Source organism: Paenibacillus sp. strain BS8-2 (assembly GCF_054483835.1).
In genome coordinates this window covers 5,444,009-5,464,112 of the sequence record NZ_CM137010.1, presented here as the reverse complement: position 1 = coordinate 5,464,112, position 20,104 = coordinate 5,444,009, and the positions used below count along the sequence as shown (strand labels likewise).

Below are 20,104 nucleotides of genomic sequence, written 5' to 3'. Positions count from 1 at the left end.
ACCAACTTTTTGTTAAGGCGAAATTTGAAATGATTAAAAAACCAACACAAGACGCTATAAAACCTGCTATCCCCCTTATGGTATTCTTGTTTTGGAATGTACACGGATGAAGGACTGGAGGAATGCGGAGATGGAGGCAACACCCAATGTAGTGTTCGTTTTGGTGGATGATATGGGGTATGGCGACTTTGGCGTATTCGGCGATGGTTCGCCGCAGACGCCGATACTGGATCAATTCGTTGCAGATGGGGTATGTCTGACCCGGCATTGGTCCGCATCCGCCGTATGCGCGCCTGCCCGCGCAGCGCTTATGACCGGTCGCTATCCCCATCGCACGGGCGCCATTGATACGCTTGAAGGACGAGGGCTTGATCGTCTCTCTTTGCGAGAAACTACGATGGGAGATTGCTTCAAGGAAGCGGGCTATCGCACCGGCTTGATCGGCAAGTGGCATCTGGGTGCTGTGCATCCGGAATTTCACCCCAACGCTAGAGGGTTCGATGAGTTTGCAGGCTTTAGAGGGGGCTGGAGCGACTATTATGATTGGACATTGGATGTGAATGGAAACGTTCGTCCGTCCAATGGCCAATATTTGACGGATGTGCTGGCAGACGAGGCAATCCAGTTCATTAGAAGGCATAAGGAGGAGCCTTTTTTCCTGCACATGTGCTTTAATGCACCCCATGCCCCTTTGCAGGCGCCAGAAGAGGACATCGCTCGTTTCGCAGAAAACAAGAAGCTTAATAAAGCGCTGCGGACGTTTTATGCTATGGTCTACCGGATGGATGAGGCTTTTGGCCGTATCTTGAAGGAGCTGGAGCAACAAGGGTTAGACGGCAATACGATCGTCGTATTTACAAGCGATAACGGTCCGCAATTCGGCGGAATCGGAGATCAATGTCTGGATCGGTATAATGCGAATTTGCGAGACTCCAAGTGCAGCGTCTATGAAGGGGGCATTCGTGTGCCTGCGATCGTGAGATGGCCGGGGGTTGTAACGGGTGGACGCATGGAGGACGCTCCCGTTCATTTCACCGATTGGCTGCCCACTCTGCTGTCAGCAGCTGGACTCGATCCAGCGGAACCCAAGTTACCGTTGGATGGAAGAAATGTGTGGCCCGTACTTTGCGGCGAAGATGACAGGCTTCGCTCGGATCTTGAGGAGCGTCCGCAATTCTGGCAATGGAACCGCTATACACCAGAGATTACATCGAACTCTGCCGTCAAGCAAGGGGATTGGAAGCTGGTGCGGCCGGCGATTCCAGAAACGATGGTTGTAGCCGCTGAGGATCTCGAGATGGATAAATGGATCAAGCGGCACCCGGAGCGGTTCAGCGATATTGTTCGCGATCCGGAGCCTGCTCGTTTCGTGCCGGACGCGCCGCAGCCGCAGCTGTTCAACCTCACGGAAGATCCATCGGAAGCTGTTGACTTGTCGGAGCAGCATCCGGAACGGACGAAGAGCATGCTTCAATCGCTTGAAGCATGGTTTGTTGAGGTGGAGGAGGAGCGAAGAGAGGTGAGTAAACGATGCTGATTTATCATAATCCGCTTGCTGCCCCGGAGGATGTGGCGGACTTTATAATGGAAGGCCAGGCTGCAGTCACATTCCCGCTCGGCCGTATGCGGCTGGAGAACCTCTTGGACCCGGGTGAGGGGCAACGCTCGAATTTCGTTTACTGGTGTCCGGTGGAATTTCCTTCGCAGATTGCTATTGAGTGGGAGTTTCGCCCGATTCGGGAGCCGGGGCTATGTATGATGTTTTTCGCAGCGGCGGGGCGTGACGGACGGTCAATGTTTGATCCGGAGCTCCTCCCGCGCACCGGTGAGTATGCCGGGTATCATCATGGAGAAATCGACACGATGCATTTGTCCTACTTCCGAAGACGGTATCCGGAGGAGCGTGCGTTCCATACGGTCAACCTGCGCAAGAGCTACGGATTCCATCTCGTTGCCCAAGGGGCCGATCCCATTCCGGATGCGGACGATACAGACCGATTCTACAAGCTGCGACTGACCAGCAAGGATGGACGGATTACCTTTGCCGTGGACAACCTGACGGTACTCGAATGGCAGGATGACGGAGCAGCCTTTGGACCTCTGCTTGGAGCAGGGCGTATCGGCTTCCGCCAAATGAGCCCGCTCATAGCGGAATATGCGCATTTGCGGGTGTATGATTTGACGGATATGTAATGCGACAGCTGCAGGAAGGAGAGATAAGCATGGAGCGAAGCGATCAGGAAAAGAGGATATTTGTTGCTCCTTACGGCAGGGACGACTCACCCGGTACGGAGGATAGACCGTTCGCTACATGGGTACGCGCACAAGCGGAAGTCCGGAGAGTGAAGAAGGACAATATGGGGAAGCCCATCACAGTGATGCTGCGGGAAGGGACTTATTATTTGAAGGAGCCTCTGACGTTTCGTCCAGAAGACTCCGGCAGCTCCTCTGCGCCGATCCAATATCGTTCTTACCCGGGCGAGAAGGTCGTCATTAGCGGCGGCTGTCACATTGGATCACGCTGGCATCCCTATAAGGATGGAATCTGGGTCGCCGAATTGCCACAATGGCAAGGAAGGCTAGAGCAGATCGACGGATTGTTCATTGACGGCAGCAGGCAGGTTCGGGCACGATATCCGAATGTGGACGCCGATCAACCGCTAATGGACGGACCTGGATACCTGCAAGCGGCAGGGGGGACGAATCTGAGGCCTGATCGTGAATTGGCGTTCGACCCGGCGACCTTCACGGACAAATCATGGGACAATCCAACAACCGGAATTATACATGCTTTCCAAAGCCACTATTGGGGGAATATGCAATATCGTTTGGCTGATGTCGATAGGGAGAATCACGTGCTGCATTTGGGCGAAGGCGGATTTCAATTGCAGCGGAGCCATGGGATCAGCCATCGCTCCCGTTATTATATCGATAATATTTTCGAAGAGCTGGATGCTCCGGGAGTATGGTATTGGGACGGAGATCAAGGGAAGCTGTACTGCTTCCCGCATGAAGGGATAGACCTGAACCAGTCGCTGGTCGTGACGACTTTCCTGAAACAGCTGATAACATTTTGCGGGTCGCCGGCCTTGCCCGTTTCCGGGATTAAGCTGAGCGGACTGCAATTCGCTCACACAGGGACAACATTTATGGAGCCTTATGAAGATTTGGCGAGAGGCGATTGGGCTATACATCGCGGCGGCGCGGTGTATTTCGAGGGAGCGGAGGATTGTGGACTTGAGGACTGCTTCTTTGATGCAGTCGGTGGCAACGCGGTGTTTATAAGCGGGTATAATCGCAGAATATCTGTTGAGGGCTGCTCCTTCGAAGCGGCAGGCGAAAGCGCAGTTTGTGTGGTTGGCAGGCCGGAGTCGGTACGGATGTATCAGACTTGGGAGATGATGGAGGGAGGTCAACGGCCCGCTTATGACGATCTCCCGGGACCTCGAACTCCGGATTATCCGGCGGATTGTATAATTGGCAACAATATCATTAGGAATATTGGCATATATGGCAAACAAACGGCGGGTGTGTTTATCTCCATGAGCCGAAGAATTACAGTCAGCCGCAATTCCATCTATGAGGTTCCCCGCGCGGCAATTTGTATCAACGACGGCACATGGGGAGGCCATCGGATAGAATTTAACGATATCTGGGAAACGGTGAGGGAGACCGGCGAGCATGGACCGTTTAATTCGTGGGGGCGGGAGCGTCAATGGGGCGACCAAGCACAGACGGATCGTGATGGCGGCATAGAGATGAACAAGGCTGCCGTCTTTCTTGATGCGTTGGAGCCGAACGTTATATGTTACAACCGAATTCGCAATATGCGCAAGAGTGTGAGCGCGGGCAACTGGACAATCGACCTGGACGACGGCTCCTCCTATTATCATATCTACGGCAATCTTTGCCTGGGATCGACCTTGAAGCTGCGAGACGGCTATTACCGGAGAGTGGAGAACAACATCTTCATCAGCCCTATTCCGCTTGGCTGGCATGTGTGGCCGAAGGATAGCGGAGATGTGTTCGTACGCAATATTGTTGTCGTTGCCGGCTGTCGACCGGGAGAAGCGGAGCCAACCGAAGAGATATTCGGCCCGGTCCGGATGCCCGAGCATCCGTGGGGGCAAGAGACGGATTGGAATCTGTACTGGAATGCGAATACGCAGCAATTCCTCGTTAAGGAACGAGCGCCAGGCCGGAGCTACAACTGGGAAGAATGGCTTGCGCTCGGCTACGATACGCATTCCCGGGTGGCCAACCCGCTGTTCGTCGATGCTGAGCGGGGCGACTTCCGGCTCCAGCCGGACTCCACAGCGCTGGACATTGGATTTGTGCCGTTACCGCTAGACCAGATTGGTCATACACAAACCCGAATCGTGCCTCCAGGTGAGACATTTGCGGGTGCCGTAGATATATCCATCTTGCCGGATGAGCGGGGCGGTGAAGTATGGTATACCCTCGACGGCAGTAGGCCGGAGGCTGGCGGTACAACCTCCTGCCTCTGCCGTGGACGGCTTCAATTGACGCAAACAACGACTGTTAGGGCGATTACGGTATGCGATGGCCTTGTCCGCGGATATGAACGAATCGCCGAGTTTACCAGAGCCGATTCCGTATCGCATCCCAGTTGGCTGAAGGCGCTCATACGCAATGAGGCAATGATGCTGGCGTCTTCATCACCTGAGACGACCGCAGCATCGCTACGGTTTATGGGGGCGGCATACACCGACATTTCCGACGGAGATCTGGTTGATGCGCTTGGCGGACATGACGAGGGGGTGCTGTTTACGGATGTGCCTGACGATTCGGATGCATATCGGGCGGGACTTCGTTCGTCCGATGTTCTCGTGCGCTGGAACGAGGAGCCGATTCGGGCGACGGAGGACTTGATTATGCAGAGAAAAGTAAACGGCGGACAGCCGGTTCGGATACAAATATTGCGAGGATATCAAATGTTGAATCTTTTAATCGCAGCGCACCGTGTAGCCATCCCCAAAGGATAGGCGCGGAAGCGCTGCTTTTTTGTGAAATTCAGGGAAGTAGTTGACGCGATTCGCTAACAATACGAATTTTATCGAATAAGGAGTTAATGACGGAGAAGCTGTCGAACAGTCAATTCAGCCACGGAAACATCTTAAAAAATGTGCACATCAATCTAAAAAATTTTCCATATTCCGTATGATACGATTTGTATAGGATATCGTTCAGCTTCCAGGAATCCACATAACTATCCTGTTTGATCTCGTTTATTCACGAACAAATAGGAGGTGAGGTTGATAAATTCTAATTGAAAGCGCTTGCTATACAATGTTTTGAAAAGAAGTTGTTGTTTGTAAAAAATAATGTTGGTAATCCAGGAGGGATAAAGATTGAAGAAAGTTATGGCAATCGCGCTTGCTGCGCTGTTGGTGGCCTCGACACCAAATCTGGTTACAGGAGTTCCAATAGCGCATGCTGCTGCAGAGGAGTCATTCATTCAAACCTACAAAATCTTTCCAACCGCAGACACTTATGTTCGGGATGGAGCTTACGAGAATGACAGCTATGGAGCCGAAGCCGAGCTGTTGGTCGGCAACGGACGAGAATCTTATTTGCAATTTGACTTGTCAGAGATCGACCCTGAGCAAGTGAACTTGATTTCTGCCAACCTCAATTTGTACAAAACAGATAAAAATACGAACACGATAGGCGTAAATCTGGTTCCGTCTGATAACTGGAATAATTCGATTACGTATGCAACAAAACCGGAGGTTGGCGATTCGTTAACGTCCTTGCCCGTCGGCGGACAGTTCACATTAAAGCAGCTCGACCTCCCGACAGAATCGATCGCAGCCGAAGCGAGCACGGATGGCAAGCTTTCGCTGCGATTGGAGCGAATCGGCGGACAATATCCTAGCGGCTTCGCAACATCGAGAGCCGCTGATGAATCGCAAAGACCGTACCTGGAAGTGACGGCGCTAAGCAACGAAGGGATCGTTGAGGCTGATAAGATGGAGCTCATGCAGCTGAACGGGAAGCAGGCAAAAATTGATCTGCAGCTTCCTCTGCTTGGAACATATGGCTCAACGATTTCCTGGTCTTCGGACAAACCCGACGTGTTGGAGAATTCTGGTGTCGTACATCGACCTGAGGCAGGAACCGGGAATGTTGATGTTACCTTGACGGCGAACGTACAGTATCGGAATGCCGTAAGTCAAGTGCAGCTGATCGTAACGGTGATGCAGCAAGTGTCTGCAGAAACATTGACTCTCTACCCTGAAGTCGATACGTATGTGCGCGACGGTGCAGCTTACGCCAATGTGAGTAACGGAGCATCGGATGAGATTGTCGTCGGAAACGGCAGGGAAATGTATATGAGATTCAACCTTGAGCCGTTGAGAGCTGTGAACGAAGAGATGATCATGGTAGATGCGGTACTGAATCTCTACAAGAAAGACACGAATTCGAATACGCTCGTGGTTACGGAAGTGGAGGATGACAGCTGGGATGGATCAATTACTTGGAATACCAAGCCGTCCTTCGGGGATGAAGTGGCTACCTTTAACGTTAAGGGCTCGAACGTATTTGTAAACGTTAGCTTGATCGACCAGGTTAAGGCGGAATTGAATGATGACAACGGTCAGATGTCCATTCGGTTCGAACGGTTGCCGGCCAAATATCCGAGCGGCTTCCATTCAACAAGAAGCGAGCTTGATAAGCGTCCTTACCTTCAGGTAACGGCGATGACGCACGAAGCCGTTATGGATGCGGCAGCGGAAGAAGTGTTATATAACCGCGCAACGACGGTCTACACGGATTTCGATTTGCCCACAACAGGAAAGTATGGCGCGACAATTTCGTGGAGCTCCAGCCGTCCAGACGTGATCGCCAACGACGGAACGGTAACGCGTCCGACGGACGGCGATGTACAAGTGACTTTGACAGCGACAATTAATTCCGGTTCGGCTAGCAGGGACTATCAAATGGTTTACCTCGTTCCACAAATGAAAGAGATCATACCTGCGCATCCTCAAGCTTATGTACAAGATTCAGAGAAGGGTGCTGTTCAAAACAAGATTGATACTCAGAATTGGGCGGCTCAGTCCTATCAAAAGCTGCTGTCAGAAATTGATTCGTTAGTGAATAAAACGCAAACGGATCCGGATTATGTGACATCAAGAATGTCCATGTACTGGAAGGAAGGAGAGCGTTATACACAAGGCTATCTCAAAAGCCAGATGTTTGATTATGGCGAGGGAAATGCGCCTGTGCCGACCGTTCGTTTGCCGGGTATGCGCATCTGGAACGAGTACGCGAATGTTCCTTTCGCTGATCGTCTCGAATACAGTGAAGACGGATCGATGTTAGGCGTAGAAAAAAATGTGGGAAATGCGGAGCAAGTGCTCATTCCCTACAAGGAAACCGGACATTTGATCTGGCAGAATAATGCGGAAATCCTTCAGTACGCTCAAAAAGCAGCCTTTATCTACTGGCTCACAAATGACGAGAAATACGCTAAGTTTGCAGCAGATATTTATTGGCAATGGCTGCTCGGAACGTACTACATGAATCCGCCGCTTGATCCGGAGAAGTCGCTGGGAGGCCCCGGTGGTTACGAGCCTGGCGGAATTAGCGGTTATTACGATTATGAAGTGATCCATGATTCCTTGGGTCGCGAAGCTGCGCTGACATACGACTTCCTATACGATTATCTAATCGAGCACGTCGATGAATATGTCAATGAGAATATCGCTCATGATGAAGTTGTCCTGGAGAAGGATGTCACGAAGCTGTCGGGCATTGTCTTCAAGCGGTTTATCGACATCGGTTTTGTCCGCGGCGCGAAGTCCTCGAACTGGAATGTAAATGGCTGGAACACTATTCTTCCAATCATCCTGTCGCTGGAAAGCAATGATTATTATTCGGATTTCAAAGGGAAAGAACATTATCTGCAATATTACACGACTTATTCGACCCAATATCACGACGCAGTTCCTGACATTATGAAGGATTACAATCCTGTTACCGGCTTATGGCCTGAGTCTCCGGGGTATGCGTTCGGAACGATCGCCACCATCCTGAATCATTCGCTTCCCGTTTACAAGCAAGGCGTAGATATTGTCGCCATTAATGAGATTGTAGAGAAGGCGGCAACGGCGCCATTGTCATGGCTGGATCCTCGAGGTCTCATCATTCGGCTGGGTGACGGCGGGGGCGGACTGCTGGATTATAACATCTTTGAGCAACTTGCAACCTATTACCAGTGGACTGGAAATCAAGCCAAACAGGATGAAATGACATCCATTATTCAAGCGGGCATTGAAGCGGGTTTCTATACTCGTGATAAAGGAAACTTGTACAACATTATATTCAACGTCGACGAGCTGACGCCAGCGGCAACGCTTCCTTGGAGTCGCACCGCTTATTCGGAATTTCATCGGCATGTATTGATGAAAAATTTGAATGATACGGAGAACGGTCTGATGGCGACCCTATCTGGCGGCGTAAGCGGCGGACACCTCCATGAGAACGGCCTTTCCATGCAGCTTTACGGCAAAGGATGGGCGCTTGGTCCCAATACGCATTCATATGAATCCTATTGGAGCGAAGACTATGCGATTACAAGACGCCCCGCAGGCTCCAATACGATTGTTCCCGGTTATGCCCACGGGCCTGTGACGGTAAATGCGATAGAACCTGCCCCGGCGCCAGGCGAGCTGACGAATGCAAATGCGATCTCGGATTACGTGCAATTCTCGGACTTGAGTGCCAGCGAGAAAAGACGTCAGGTGAGCATCATTCGAACGTCGCCTACGACCGGCTATTATGTGGATGTGTTCCGATCGGATCAGATTGACAACGATTACATCTACCATAATCTAGGTGATGAGATGGTCGTCATGGACGATGCGGGGCAACCGCTGGCATTAACGCCTGACGACAATTTTACGGGCTACGGCCAATATGAGTTTTTTGAAAATCCGGAAAAGATCGACTACACGGGCGATTTCAACGTGGAATGGACGATAAACCGTACCGAGCCGGATCTTAAGATGGCCATGTGGATGAAAGGGCAAGAGAACAGAACGATCTATGCAGTGGACAGCTACAAGTCCTCCAGATCTAGTTACAGCGCGCCGGAAGGTATCGGCTTTGATCCAACGCCGACCGTCATTGTCAGGCAGAATGCCAACAATGCATGGACTGCGCCGTTTGTTGCCGTATTCGAGCCGTTCGAAGGTGATAACAAGTCGATCGAACGTATCTCGGATTTCGGCACATCAGGCAATTTTGCTGGCGTTCAGGTAGAAAGCAAGCCGCTCAGCGAGGAGCTCGAGGGGCGCAAGGAATATATTCTGAGCGCTTCTGATAACGAGACCTATTCGCCGAATGACATGATCGATTTCAAGGCGATGTATGGTGTTGCTTCGATAAACGACACAGGTTTCCAGTACCTTTATCTTGGTCAAGGCCAGTTGATTCGATATGGCGACTTCGCCTTGTCGGCCGATGTGCCTGTAGCGGCAAGTCTGGAGCCGAAGGAAGAAGGTTACGTTTATTCTTCCACAGGAGCGGTTGCTGTAACATTGCCTTACGACGTAGCAGCGGATGCCGCCACTGTTAAGTTGTCTTATGAGGTGAACGGTCAGTGGACAGACGCTTCGCAAATGGTTGTGGATGAAGCAGCTCACACGATATCAGCTCTTGTGCCGGCAGGCTACGATGTGCTGCTGAGAGTGGAAGCTGAGGTAACGGAGCAGCCAGGCGAGCACTGGGCAGCGGCAACCGTAAGCGGACCTGCAACAGCCCATGCCGGTCAATCGGTGACGTTGAATGTCGGCGTCGATCAAGTTGAGCAAGGCTTCAACGCGATGGATGTCATCGTACAATATGATCCGTCCAAGCTCGAATTCGAAATGACGACTGGAGAAAACGGCGTGATGGAGCTGGCGGAAGAGGCTGTTAGCTCTACACGAGACAATTTCCACATTATCGCAACGGCCGTTAGGCCGACCGAGGGTCAAATCCGCATCATCGCAATCGGTGCTGGGGAGAACGGTCTGGTTACGAATAGCGGCGCTCTGTTTGAGCTTAACGGCAGGATTAAGGCCGATGCACCGCTTGGCCATGCATTGACCTCTCTTGCAGGGTTCGAGGTGTCTCGTGATGGAACGGCAGGGATGATCCATATAGCCGGAGCTTATCATTCGACTACAATTGGCCAGACACCGGTTAATACAGATAAGTCAGCCCTGGAGCAAGCGATCGCAACCGCGCAGGCTCTGCTGAGCAAGGCGGTAGAAGGAGACAAGATCGGTCAATACGCGGTTGGCTCCAAAGCGATTCTGCAGACAGCAATTGGGACGGCGAATGCTGTGCTGGGTAATAACTATGCGACTCAGGCGCAGGTCGATGCGGCTACAGGAGCGCTTCATGCGGCGAACCAGCAATTCCGGACGACGTTCATCAGTCTGGTTGAGGGTCAAACGCAGATCACAATTCGCGATTTGTCGATCATTGCCAAGTACTTTGGGGCAACCTCTCAGGATCCGAACTGGAACGATATCGTCAAGGCGGATCTGTTCGGCGAAGGAGAGATCAACATTCGGGTGCTTGCCGCAATTGCTCAGATGATCTTAACGGATTGGGGTATGTCGCAATAATGGAATCAAGTCATACTAAACAGGAGGCAGGAGTGTATGCTCCTTCCTCCTCCCTTATGAATGGAAGGAGTGCAGGCATGATCAAATCTAGAACATTGATATTGCTTCTGTTATCCGCTTTTCTAATCATGTCGCTATGTATACCCATGAAGCTGTTCGCGGCCAATAACCCCGTAATAAGTTTGAGTGCAACAAGCGAGGATACGGAGATTACGCTTGAAGTACAAGGAGAACAATTAAAGGATTTGTACGCTTATGAATTCAAGCTGTCTTTCGATCCGATGGTTTTACGGTTTCTTAAAGCCGATAGTCCTCTGGCTGGCTTTACGGTCGAGCCGATTGTGAAAGATGGAAGCATCTTGTTCGCTCATTCAAAGGTCGGGAAAGTAAAAGGTACCAATGGCGCGGCCATATTGGGAAGATTTACGTTTGAAGTTCTATCAGACGGTCCGCCATTACTTAAAGTGCGAGACATCAGGCTGGTTGATTCCGCACTAGAGATGGTGGAATTGCAAGGTGAGGTTGATCTGAAGTCGGCTGCGAGATTTAGTGATATATCAGGGCATTGGGCGCAAGCAACGATCTTGAAAGCGTCCGAGCAAGGCTGGATCTCAGGGTATACGGATGGTTCATTCCGCCCTCAGCAGCAGGTAACGCGAGCTGAATTTGTTGCGATGCTCGTCCGTGCCCTGCAGGTTCCATCTGCTCCTGAAACAAAGCTGGCTTTCACTGACGCGGGCAGCATTCCCCGTTGGGCGAGCGGCTATATCGCCGCGGCCGTACATGCGGGAATGATTGAAGGCTACGCTGACGGGACGTTCCGAGCGGGTCAGTATATTAATCGGGCCGAGATGACAGCGATCCTTGTTCGCTCGCAAGGTATCGTACCTAAGCCCGGTGATCAACCAACCTTTATGGACACTGTAGATATTCCGTTATGGGCGCAGCCTTATATCGCCGCTGGGGCCGAGCGCGGCTGGATCAAGGGCGTCGGTCATAATCAATTTGCTCCGCTGCGGAATGCGACACGAGCGGAAGCGGCGCATCTGATATTGGCGCTTCTTGTTTAAGTGAACGAAATTCAGATGGAGACATACCGGTTTTTTTGCGGAACATCTTGTAGAACGAAGAGGCGTCATAATAGCCTAGATGGGCTGCCATCGCCGCTATTGTCAGGTCGGTCTGTCGAAGCAGCTCCGAAGCAGCATGAATGCGCAGTTGATGCTGATATTCTGTTGGAGTCATGCCGGTGGACTCTTTAAATAAGGTTAATGCATAGTTGGGAGAACGATTGATGATTGCTGCAAGCTTATCTAGCTGAAGAGGCTCACGGAAATGTTGTACGATGTGCTGCTCTAATACAGACGCATGCTGCTGCTTGCGTCTTTGCATTGGCGGAGCTGTTAGCTCGCGTTGAAGATGACCGAGAATCTCCAATAGGACTCCCGTGCAAATTTGTTCATAATATTCTCTTCTTTCTACAAACTGCTTGTACAACAAGTAGAAGCGATCCCGAAAAAATTCAAAGGCTCGTACGCGCTGCTGGCTAGGCGCTGCATGATCGACGAGCGATAAACCGACATCTGTTGGAGCGTGAAAATATATGGCTATTTTCTGATGCAGCTGCTCCGGTGCGTTGAAGGCTTCTCGATAGGTGCCGGGAGGAATGAGCATGATATCGCCTTTGTGTGCGGTATAGATGTGTCCATCGAGCTTATAGATGAGATGACCCTCTGTTACGAGAACAATGATGTGATTATATACATGAACGCCAGGATTATGCCAATCGGGGATATGATCATCAAAATGAGCGCTAATAAACGATATCAACGAAAATACCTCCAAAAAATTTGTATTTATTAGATACCTATAATCGTAGTTTATTACATGGATAAAGTAAAACCAAATTCATTATAATCGAAGTGAGGTGATGATAATGAACAACAAAACCAAACCGAATATTTTGTTTATCATGTCGGATGATCATGCTGCACATGCTATGAGCTGTTACGGAAGCCGTATCAATAAAACACCGAATATTGACCGAATCGCGGATGAAGGGATGAGATTCGACAATTGCTTCTGTACGAACTCGATCTGCTCGCCCAGCCGTGCGGCTATTCTAACCGGGAAATATAATCATCTGAACGGTGTCAAGACGATCGATGATGCGTTGGATGGGCGCCAGATGACATTTCCCAAGCTGCTGCAGGCCGATGGTTATCAGACGGCTATGATTGGAAAGTGGCATCTCGGACATGGCGGAGATGCAGATCCGACTGGCTTCGACTATTGGACGGTCGTGCCGGGGCAGGGAGAATATCATGACCCCATGTTTATTGATGAGCAAGGAGAAAGGCGCGTTAAAGGATACGCTACGGATATCATAACGGATTTCACTTTGGATTGGCTGGACAAACGGGATAAGGATCGTCCCTTTATGGTGATGTGTCATCATAAGGCACCTCATCGCCCGTGGCAGCCGGATGAAAAGCATGCTCATCTCTATGAAGATGAGGACATCCCGGAGCCTGAAACCTTCTATGATGATTATTCGACCAGAAGCCAAGCCGCTGTCGAGGCGCGGATGCGCATCGATCGTGATCTGGATGACCAAATTGATTTGAAGGGATCGCCGCCAGAAGGCTTGTCTCCAATCGAGCAGAAGAAGTGGCGCTACCAGCGTTACATGAAGGATTATTTGCGGTGCGTAGCATCTATCGACGATAACGTAGGACGTGTATTAGACTATCTGGACCAGGAAGGTCTTGCCGAAGATACCATCGTCATCTATACGTCCGATCAAGGATTTTTCTTAGGCGATCATGGTTGGTATGACAAGCGGTTCATGTATGAAGAGTCGCTACGTATGCCGTTCGTGGTACGATACCCTCGACAAATCTCGCCGGGGTCAGTGACCAGCTTAATGGCACTTAACGTGGATTTCCCTGTTACCTTTCTTGATTATGCGGGAGTTGATATTCCTGAGGACATGCAGGGGCATAGTCTGCGTCCCGTCTTTGCCGGCGAGGAGCCGGCTGGGTGGAGAACTTCGATGTACTATCGATACTGGATGCATCTGGACGAATTCCATAATGTATATTCCCACTATGGCATCAGAACGGAGCGCTACAAGCTGATTTATTATTACGCCGAAGCATTGGGAAGCTCAGGTTCCATCGAGGAGAAGCGTCCGCCGGAGTGGGAGCTCTTCGATCTGGAGCAGGACCCTTATGAGCTGAATAACGTTTATAGCAATCCCGCTTATGCGGAGCGAGTGCCTGCTCTCAAGCAGGAAATGAGAAGGCTTCAGCTGGAGGTTCTCGATGAGCCGGTAGAAGAAGTAGGTTAATGTTCAAGACGTTCCGCTTTATACAGTGAGAGGATTGAGATGAGTGAATACAGGTCAGCATTGGTTTAACGAGGCTCGTTATTGCTTAATGTCGGTCCAAGAGCGGACGGCACGATTCCTGAGCAGTCCTCTGCTATTCTTGTGGAAGTAGGCGAATGGTTGAGCAAAAACGGAGAGTTTCTGTCGCATTCAACCAGGTCGCCGTTTACATGGAGTCTACATGGGCATTACACGACCAAAGGGAATGTCGAAACAGGCGAGAAGGTACTGTGGGAGCAGGCGAATGCCAAGCTCTATCTGCGCAATCTCCCAACTGAGATTCAAGACAAGCTATGCTTAACGATCGCCATTGAAGTAGAAGGTACTCCTAAGCCTATTCGAAAGCAGACAAGCTTCTGGATACCGGGGTACGAAGTGTAGCTGGACGTAAGTCATCGAGCGCCCCATGACCTTTTGGTTGTGGGGCAATGCTTATTTGGCGAGGAGGATAACTATGGAGAAAGTTTGGTTTAACAATTGTTTGAATATCATTGAGACTGATGAGGGCTGGTTGCCGGTTCGTTTTTCACCACATCAACTTGAGATGTTCGCGCAGCATGACATTTTTCGGATCCGATCGTTATGTACGGCTGGCATTACATTGGACTTCTATACGGATGCTTCCTTTGTACAGTTTAATTATGTCGTAAAAGAGTGGATACGAGATTATTTGGCTTTTGATATTTACATAGATGGAATCTACGTGGACCAAGTATATATGGAGCGACTCTCTAAAGGAGAGCATACCTTTCGGTATGAGCTGTCGCAACTAAACGGCAGTAATCGTGAACGCAGGATGACCATTTATTTGCCTCATAATGTACAACTAACACTCCATCCATTCGAGCTGCCACCCGAAGCGATGATTCGTCCTGCTGAGTCCTTTGAGAAGACGCTTCTTTGTCTCGGAGATTCGATCACACAGGGAATGGATGCCGTTAACCCATCCCTCAGTTACCCTTCTCTGCTTGCGCATCAATTGAACATGAGGCTGATCAACCAAGGCGTAGGCGGTCATATCTTTGATGAATCAACTATGGATCCGAATGTGCCCCTAAAGCCAGATTTGATTACGATTGCGTACGGGACCAATGATTGGAATCGCTACCAGCGACTTAATGAGCTGGAGCAGGCATGCGAAGCCTATCTTCTCAAGCTTAATGATATGTTTCCAGGTATACCTAAATTCGTTATCACTCCGATTTGGCGTGTGGATGGGGGCGAAGCGCGCCAGACGGGAACCTTTGAGGAAGTATGTACGTCGATCAGTGAGATTGCTGGCCGGATTCCGGATACAATTGTTATTAACGGTTTGGAGCTAGTGCCACATCTTCCTGCTATGTATGCCGATCTCGTGCATCCGAATAATGAAGGTTTCGCCCATATGGCGATGAACCTTGCTGCAAGAATCCGAAAAGGATGACATCCACAGAAAAGAATGGAGAATGACAAATGAATAATCCTATTTATGAAAGACTGACAGAAGCGCCTGTCAACGGCGGCTTCCGCATGGAAGGTTATTATGTATGGTGCGGCTCCGTCGTCCGGGGAGAAGATGGCAACTATCATATGTTTGCCTCGCGTTGGAGGGAAGAGCTGGGGTTTCATCCTCATTGGTTGTTTAATTCGGAAATTGTTCGCGCGGTTAGCGAGACGCCGGAAGGGCCTTATCAATTCGCAGAGGTTGTGCTGCCTCGTCGTGAACGGCATTTCTTTGATGCGTTGAATCAACATAATCCCCAAATCTACTATTGGAACAATACCTATTATTTGTTTTATATGGGCACAACCTATGGGGGACCGATTCCGGAGGCGAATAATCAGGTTCCTTCCGAGAGGGCCGCAGAGGTGTGGAATCGGAAACGAATCGGACTTGCCACGGCCACATCCGTGTTCGGTCCTTGGACGCGAAGAGAATCGCCGCTGCTAGAGCCCAGAGAGCCCGGCAATTGGGACTGCACGAATACAACTAATCCGTCCGCCGCGATCTTGCCGGATGGCACGACCTACCTTATCTATAAATCCAGGGAGTACTACGGCTCCACATTGCGATTGGGGGTTGCAAGAGCGCCGAGGCCCGAAGGGCCTTATGAACGTTTGCGGGCCGAGCCGATCTTTCAATTCGAGAATGCTGACTATCATGTAGAGGATCCGTTTCTTTGGTATGAGGGGGGCAAATTCCATTTGCTCATAAAGGACGATTTTAAAAACGATTGCGGCGGCTTGACTGGAGAATGGGGAGCGGGGGTTTATGCGACAAGCGAGGATTGTCTGGAATGGGTCATTCATCCAGAGCCAAAAGCCTATAGCCGTACAGTTCGTTGGAATGACGGCAAGGAGACGGTTCAATGCAACATGGAGAGGCCATTCTTGCTGTTTCAAGAGGGACAGCCCACACATCTGTTTACAGCTACCGGCAGCGGGGATGCGCCGTGGCAGTTCACCGCCACATGGAACATGGTTATTCCGCTAAAGAAGGACACGGCGGAATCTGCGGATTAGATCCTTGAGCTTTCTGTAAAAAAGGATTTCCTTGCTCCCATTGGATCGTTTAAGGTATAGGAGAGACTACCACAGATCGTGAGGGATGGGCATGCTCCGTGTGCAGGAATGGTGGAATAGCGTATTTTTTCGATTCTCGGCGGCATTTATTCTAGTGGGACTAATCCCGCTTATTACACTCAGCTTGTTTTCGATGCAATCGTTTACGAACCACACTCAGCAATATACGGTAAAACATTTGTCCCAGCTCATTAAATATACGAGCTACAATGTGGATAATGCGCTTAATCAGTATAGGGAAATATCCAAACTCATGTATTACAACTTTAATAATGATACGTTCGGGGGCTCGGTTGAAGCCGCCTATGGTGAGAATCCGATCGAACGCAGTCAACAGGTCCCGATCCAGGATTTGTTGAAAACGGTATTAAGAAGCGATCCGTATATCAAATCGGCGTATTTCGTTCGGCATTCGGATGGGATGCTGTTCTATGAATCGTTAATCGGAACTGCGTTCTATGAATCTCGTTTGCCTATAGACGCGTGGATGGACATGTTTGTGGAGGACGAGACGAAGCTGGCAATTTCTTTGCCGCATAAGATGGACTATTTCCAGAACGAGGGTCGTATGGTGCTGACCTTCGGAAGAACCTGGTTTGACATTTCAGCGCCAATCTCACCGGAACGCAAAGCGATAGGCGCCTTGTTTTTTGATGTAGATATCCGCGTGTTTGAAGATTTATTGAGCGAGCTTAAGCTCACGCTCCAAGAAGAGGACGAGCTGTATGTGACGGACCGGGAAAGCAACGTCTACTACAGTAATAATCCGGAACGATTGGGCACTCTGTACGAGAAACCGCTGACGACGGACCAGCATTCCATTATGTTCAACGAAACGCTGGCATCGCTGAATGGAAGTATCAATTTGAACATTTCCAAAGTAGGTCTATACGAGCATTTGATGACGATGCGCTCCGCGGTGTTCGTAGCGATGATCGTTTGTATTTGTATTATGCTCGTCATGGGCATATGGTTTTCCAGGCATTTGTCCTCTCCTATCAAAATGGTTATTCGCCAGATGATGATTGTGGAATCGGGCAATCTGGAGGTGCGTATTGACTCCTATGGGAAGGATGAAATCGGCAGATTGGCGCGCGGCTTCAATCGAATGGCCGAACGATTAAATTTGTTCATCAGGGAGGCCTATGTAGCAGAGCTTGGGCGCAAGCAAGCGGAACTGAACGCACTGAAAAGTCAGATCAGACCCCATTATTTGTACAACACGCTGGAAGTCATACGGATGAATGCCGTTCATAATGACGATCCCGAGGTGGCCGACATGATCTACTCATTGTCGAGTCAGCTGAAATATGTCATTAATTATGGAGAAGACTGGGTGCCTTTACAACGAGAGCTGGAGCATCTGCAGCATTACTTCCATATCATCAAAGTGAGCTACGAGGACAGAATTGAGTTGCTAGTGGAAGTGACTGATTTGCAGCAATTCGAGTGCCAGGTGCTGAAGCTCATCCTGCAGCCGGTTGTTGAAAATGCGGTCCAGCATGGACTTCGTCCGAAGGGCGGCAAAGGAAGCATTCAGGTCAAGCTTAACGAATCAGAGGAAGGATTGCAGATTACGATTACTGATGACGGAGTTGGAATGAACGAGCAGCGGCTGCAGGAGCTCAGGAGCATGATTATGTACGGTAAGGATAAGGATTGTGGTGTCGGCATCAAAAATGTTCACGAACGGATTCGAACGGTTTGCGGAGAGCCATATGGCCTTACGATTAATAGCGTTGAGCACATCGGCACCGAAGTTGTGCTGCTGCTTCCGGTAAAGAAGGGAGACGGATCAGATGACCATTACGATCATATTAGCGGATGACGAGCCGATTATTCTGAAAGGGCTGCGAAAGCTGATGCCGTGGGAGCAGCTTGGCATGCGCATAGCCGGAACAGCCTTTGACGGGAAGGAGCTGCTCGACTTAATCGAGACGAATCGCCCGGATATCGTCATTAGCGACATTAGTATGCCGCATATGACCGGAATTGAATTGATTCAAGAGCTGCACAGAAGAGGGGATTCCACCAAAATTATCTTTATTAGCGCCTATCAAGAATTTGCTTATGCCAAAAGCGCGATCGCTTATGGAGCGGTTGATTATTTGGTGAAACCTCTCAATAAGGATGATATGGAGCAAGCCTTACGAAAAGCAGTTGCGAGTATAAAACGTGAGGGTGAGCTGGAAGAGAGGCAAAGCAAGCTGGTTCAATTGGAGGAGCGCAGCAAAAAAGCATCTATCAAGGAATGTTTGGAGGCGCTGACAGACGGAGAGGTGCTTGGCGGAAGCGAAGGTTATGCCGCCGTCTCTCAGCTGTTCGCGGGAAAACAATTTTCACTTGGCATCGTTGCTGCCGAGGTGCCGCGAGGCGGCCGTTGGCAGGAAGGGGAGAAACGGCTTGTGGATTTTGCTGTCCAGAATATTATATCGGAGCTGCTGGATACATGGGGAGAAGGGTATGTATTTGCCAAAGAATCCAGACATGTGTATGTGGCCATCCATGAGCAATCGGCGCAGCCGGAGAAGCTTGCAGAGCAGATGAAGGAAAGTATTGCCTCTTATCTGAAGCTGGAGGTGTCCATTGGGGTTGCTGCGCTTGCAGTCAACATCGACGCCATGCAGGAAGCGTATAAGCAAGCAAAGCATGCGCTTCAGAAAACATATTTCAGGGATGATCATAGGGTCTCCATCTTTAATAACCATGAAGCATCCGCAGCCACGGTAAGCGAAGCTGAGCTGTACGAGCTGCGCGCAGAGGTAATCGACGGACTATTGGCTCATACCTGGGAAGGAGCGAGAAGCTCTATGCAGACAATGCTGGAGCGGGTAGCCAGCTACGCTTCCGGCAACCGAGCTTTAGCTGTATCGGCATGCCTTTCATTTATCCATTCCATCATACAGGAAGTCATCAAAATGGGGATTGTACTGAAGGATGGGGCATTCGAGCTGGATAAGCTCCAGGGGCAGCTAGAGCAATATAGAAGCTTTCAGGAGCTGCAAAGCGGACTTATTCAATTGTTGGAGAGTCTCTATCATCATATTAATCAGAAGGCAAGCAGCAGGGAGAAGCTGCTGATTTATCGTGTCAAAACCTATATTGATGATCATTTCGCCGAGGAGATCACGCTTGAGAGAACGTCTGCGGTTATATTCATGAACGCTTATTACTTCAGCAATTTTTTCAAGAAACATACAGGTCAAAACTTTAAGCAATATGTGACCGATATTCGGATGCGGCATGCCTTGAAGCTGCTGACCACTTCGGATTTGATGGTCTACGAAATTGCGGAGCAATGCGGCTACAATAACGCAAGGCACTTCAGCGATATGTTTAAGAAGCACATGGGCATGCTTCCACAAGAATATCGGCAGTCCAAATGACAGCTAGAGGGATCTGAATAAAGAATGAGCTTAAAAATGACGCATATGCAGCTTTAAAAACTTCATTCAATGTAAAAGCGCGAGATGATAGGATAGTATTCAGGAAGGGTTGTAACCGG

At 49.9% G+C, this 20,104-nt stretch carries 12 protein-coding genes; 11 read left to right on the top strand and 1 reads right to left on the bottom strand.

Going from position 1 to position 20,104, the window contains the following annotated elements:
• The first annotated feature begins 130 nt into the window (after window positions 1-130).
• The 5 genes from ACX1C1_RS23860 to ACX1C1_RS23840 all read left to right on the top strand — a co-directional run bounded on the left by ACX1C1_RS23860 (window position 131) and on the right by ACX1C1_RS23840 (window position 11,716).
• Window positions 131-1,537 carry an arylsulfatase gene (locus ACX1C1_RS23860; protein WP_458954607.1) on the top strand — a complete coding sequence of 469 codons (1,407 nt, stop codon included), beginning with the start codon at window positions 131-133 and terminating at the stop codon, window positions 1,535-1,537.
• Window positions 1,531-2,193 (top strand): DUF1961 family protein, encoded by a 663-nt coding sequence (locus tag ACX1C1_RS23855; protein ID WP_458954606.1) that lies wholly within the window; start codon window positions 1,531-1,533, stop codon window positions 2,191-2,193. Before ACX1C1_RS23860 ends, ACX1C1_RS23855 begins: the two co-directional genes overlap by 7 nt.
• A 29-nt stretch (window positions 2,194-2,222) precedes the next feature.
• A complete protein-coding gene (locus tag ACX1C1_RS23850) occupies window positions 2,223-5,006 on the top strand; it encodes a chitobiase/beta-hexosaminidase C-terminal domain-containing protein (RefSeq protein ID WP_458954605.1) in 2,784 nt (927 codons plus the stop codon).
• A 366-nt stretch (window positions 5,007-5,372) separates the two neighbouring features.
• Window positions 5,373-10,646 carry a CBM96 family carbohydrate-binding protein gene (locus ACX1C1_RS23845; RefSeq protein WP_458954604.1) on the top strand — a complete coding sequence of 1,758 codons (5,274 nt, stop codon included), beginning with the start codon at window positions 5,373-5,375 and terminating at the stop codon, window positions 10,644-10,646.
• Window positions 10,647-10,723: 77 nt separating this feature from the next.
• Window positions 10,724-11,716, top strand: a complete 993-nt coding sequence (locus ACX1C1_RS23840; RefSeq protein ID WP_458954603.1) for an S-layer homology domain-containing protein — start codon at window positions 10,724-10,726, stop codon at window positions 11,714-11,716.
• Here the strand turns inward: ACX1C1_RS23840 and ACX1C1_RS23835 are convergent.
• Entirely contained in the window at window positions 11,628-12,476 is an 849-nt protein-coding gene (locus ACX1C1_RS23835; RefSeq protein ID WP_458954602.1) for a helix-turn-helix domain-containing protein, read from the bottom strand. The genes ACX1C1_RS23840 and ACX1C1_RS23835 overlap by 89 nt on opposite strands.
• A 106-nt stretch (window positions 12,477-12,582) precedes the next feature.
• Here ACX1C1_RS23835 and ACX1C1_RS23830 point away from each other — a divergent pair, with 106 nt between their 5' ends.
• From ACX1C1_RS23830 to ACX1C1_RS23805, 6 genes are all read left to right on the top strand, one after another.
• The gene (locus tag ACX1C1_RS23830) at window positions 12,583-13,998 is read left to right on the top strand and encodes a sulfatase family protein (RefSeq protein WP_458954601.1); all 1,416 of its coding nucleotides are present in this window, start codon (window positions 12,583-12,585) and stop codon (window positions 13,996-13,998) included.
• An 81-nt stretch (window positions 13,999-14,079) separates the two neighbouring features.
• Window positions 14,080-14,418 (top strand): alpha-L-fucosidase, encoded by a 339-nt coding sequence (locus ACX1C1_RS23825; RefSeq protein ID WP_458954600.1) that lies wholly within the window; start codon window positions 14,080-14,082, stop codon window positions 14,416-14,418.
• 73 nt (window positions 14,419-14,491) lie between these two features.
• Complete coding sequence (locus tag ACX1C1_RS23820) at window positions 14,492-15,460, top strand: SGNH/GDSL hydrolase family protein (RefSeq protein WP_458954599.1); 969 nt, start codon at window positions 14,492-14,494, stop codon at window positions 15,458-15,460.
• 29 nt (window positions 15,461-15,489) lie between these two features.
• A complete protein-coding gene (locus ACX1C1_RS23815) occupies window positions 15,490-16,539 on the top strand; it encodes a glycoside hydrolase family protein (protein ID WP_458954598.1) in 1,050 nt (349 codons plus the stop codon).
• Window positions 16,540-16,630: 91 nt separating this feature from the next.
• Window positions 16,631-18,427 carry a cache domain-containing sensor histidine kinase gene (locus tag ACX1C1_RS23810; RefSeq protein WP_458954597.1) on the top strand — a complete coding sequence of 599 codons (1,797 nt, stop codon included), beginning with the start codon at window positions 16,631-16,633 and terminating at the stop codon, window positions 18,425-18,427.
• Window positions 18,399-19,985, top strand: coding sequence for a response regulator (locus tag ACX1C1_RS23805; RefSeq protein WP_458954596.1), 1,587 nt, complete (start codon window positions 18,399-18,401; stop codon window positions 19,983-19,985). The genes ACX1C1_RS23810 and ACX1C1_RS23805 overlap by 29 nt, the downstream gene beginning before the upstream one ends.
• Window positions 19,986-20,104: the final 119 nt, after the last annotated feature.

Excerpts from the sequence above, each read along its gene's own strand:
- ACX1C1_RS23810 (WP_458954597.1), top strand. The coding sequence starts at position 16,631 with ATGCTCCGTGTGCAGGAATGGTGGAATAGCGTATTTTTTCGATTCTCG.
- ACX1C1_RS23820 (WP_458954599.1), top strand. The coding sequence starts at position 14,492 with ATGGAGAAAGTTTGGTTTAACAATTGTTTGAATATCATTGAGACTGAT.
- ACX1C1_RS23850 (WP_458954605.1), top strand. The coding sequence starts at position 2,223 with ATGGAGCGAAGCGATCAGGAAAAGAGGATATTTGTTGCTCCTTACGGC.
- ACX1C1_RS23855 (WP_458954606.1), top strand. The coding sequence starts at position 1,531 with ATGCTGATTTATCATAATCCGCTTGCTGCCCCGGAGGATGTGGCGGAC.
- ACX1C1_RS23805 (WP_458954596.1), top strand. The coding sequence starts at position 18,399 with ATGACCATTACGATCATATTAGCGGATGACGAGCCGATTATTCTGAAA.
- ACX1C1_RS23815 (WP_458954598.1), top strand. The coding sequence starts at position 15,490 with ATGAATAATCCTATTTATGAAAGACTGACAGAAGCGCCTGTCAACGGC.
- ACX1C1_RS23830 (WP_458954601.1), top strand. The coding sequence starts at position 12,583 with ATGAACAACAAAACCAAACCGAATATTTTGTTTATCATGTCGGATGAT.
- ACX1C1_RS23840 (WP_458954603.1), top strand. The coding sequence starts at position 10,724 with ATGATCAAATCTAGAACATTGATATTGCTTCTGTTATCCGCTTTTCTA.
- ACX1C1_RS23860 (WP_458954607.1), top strand. The coding sequence starts at position 131 with ATGGAGGCAACACCCAATGTAGTGTTCGTTTTGGTGGATGATATGGGG.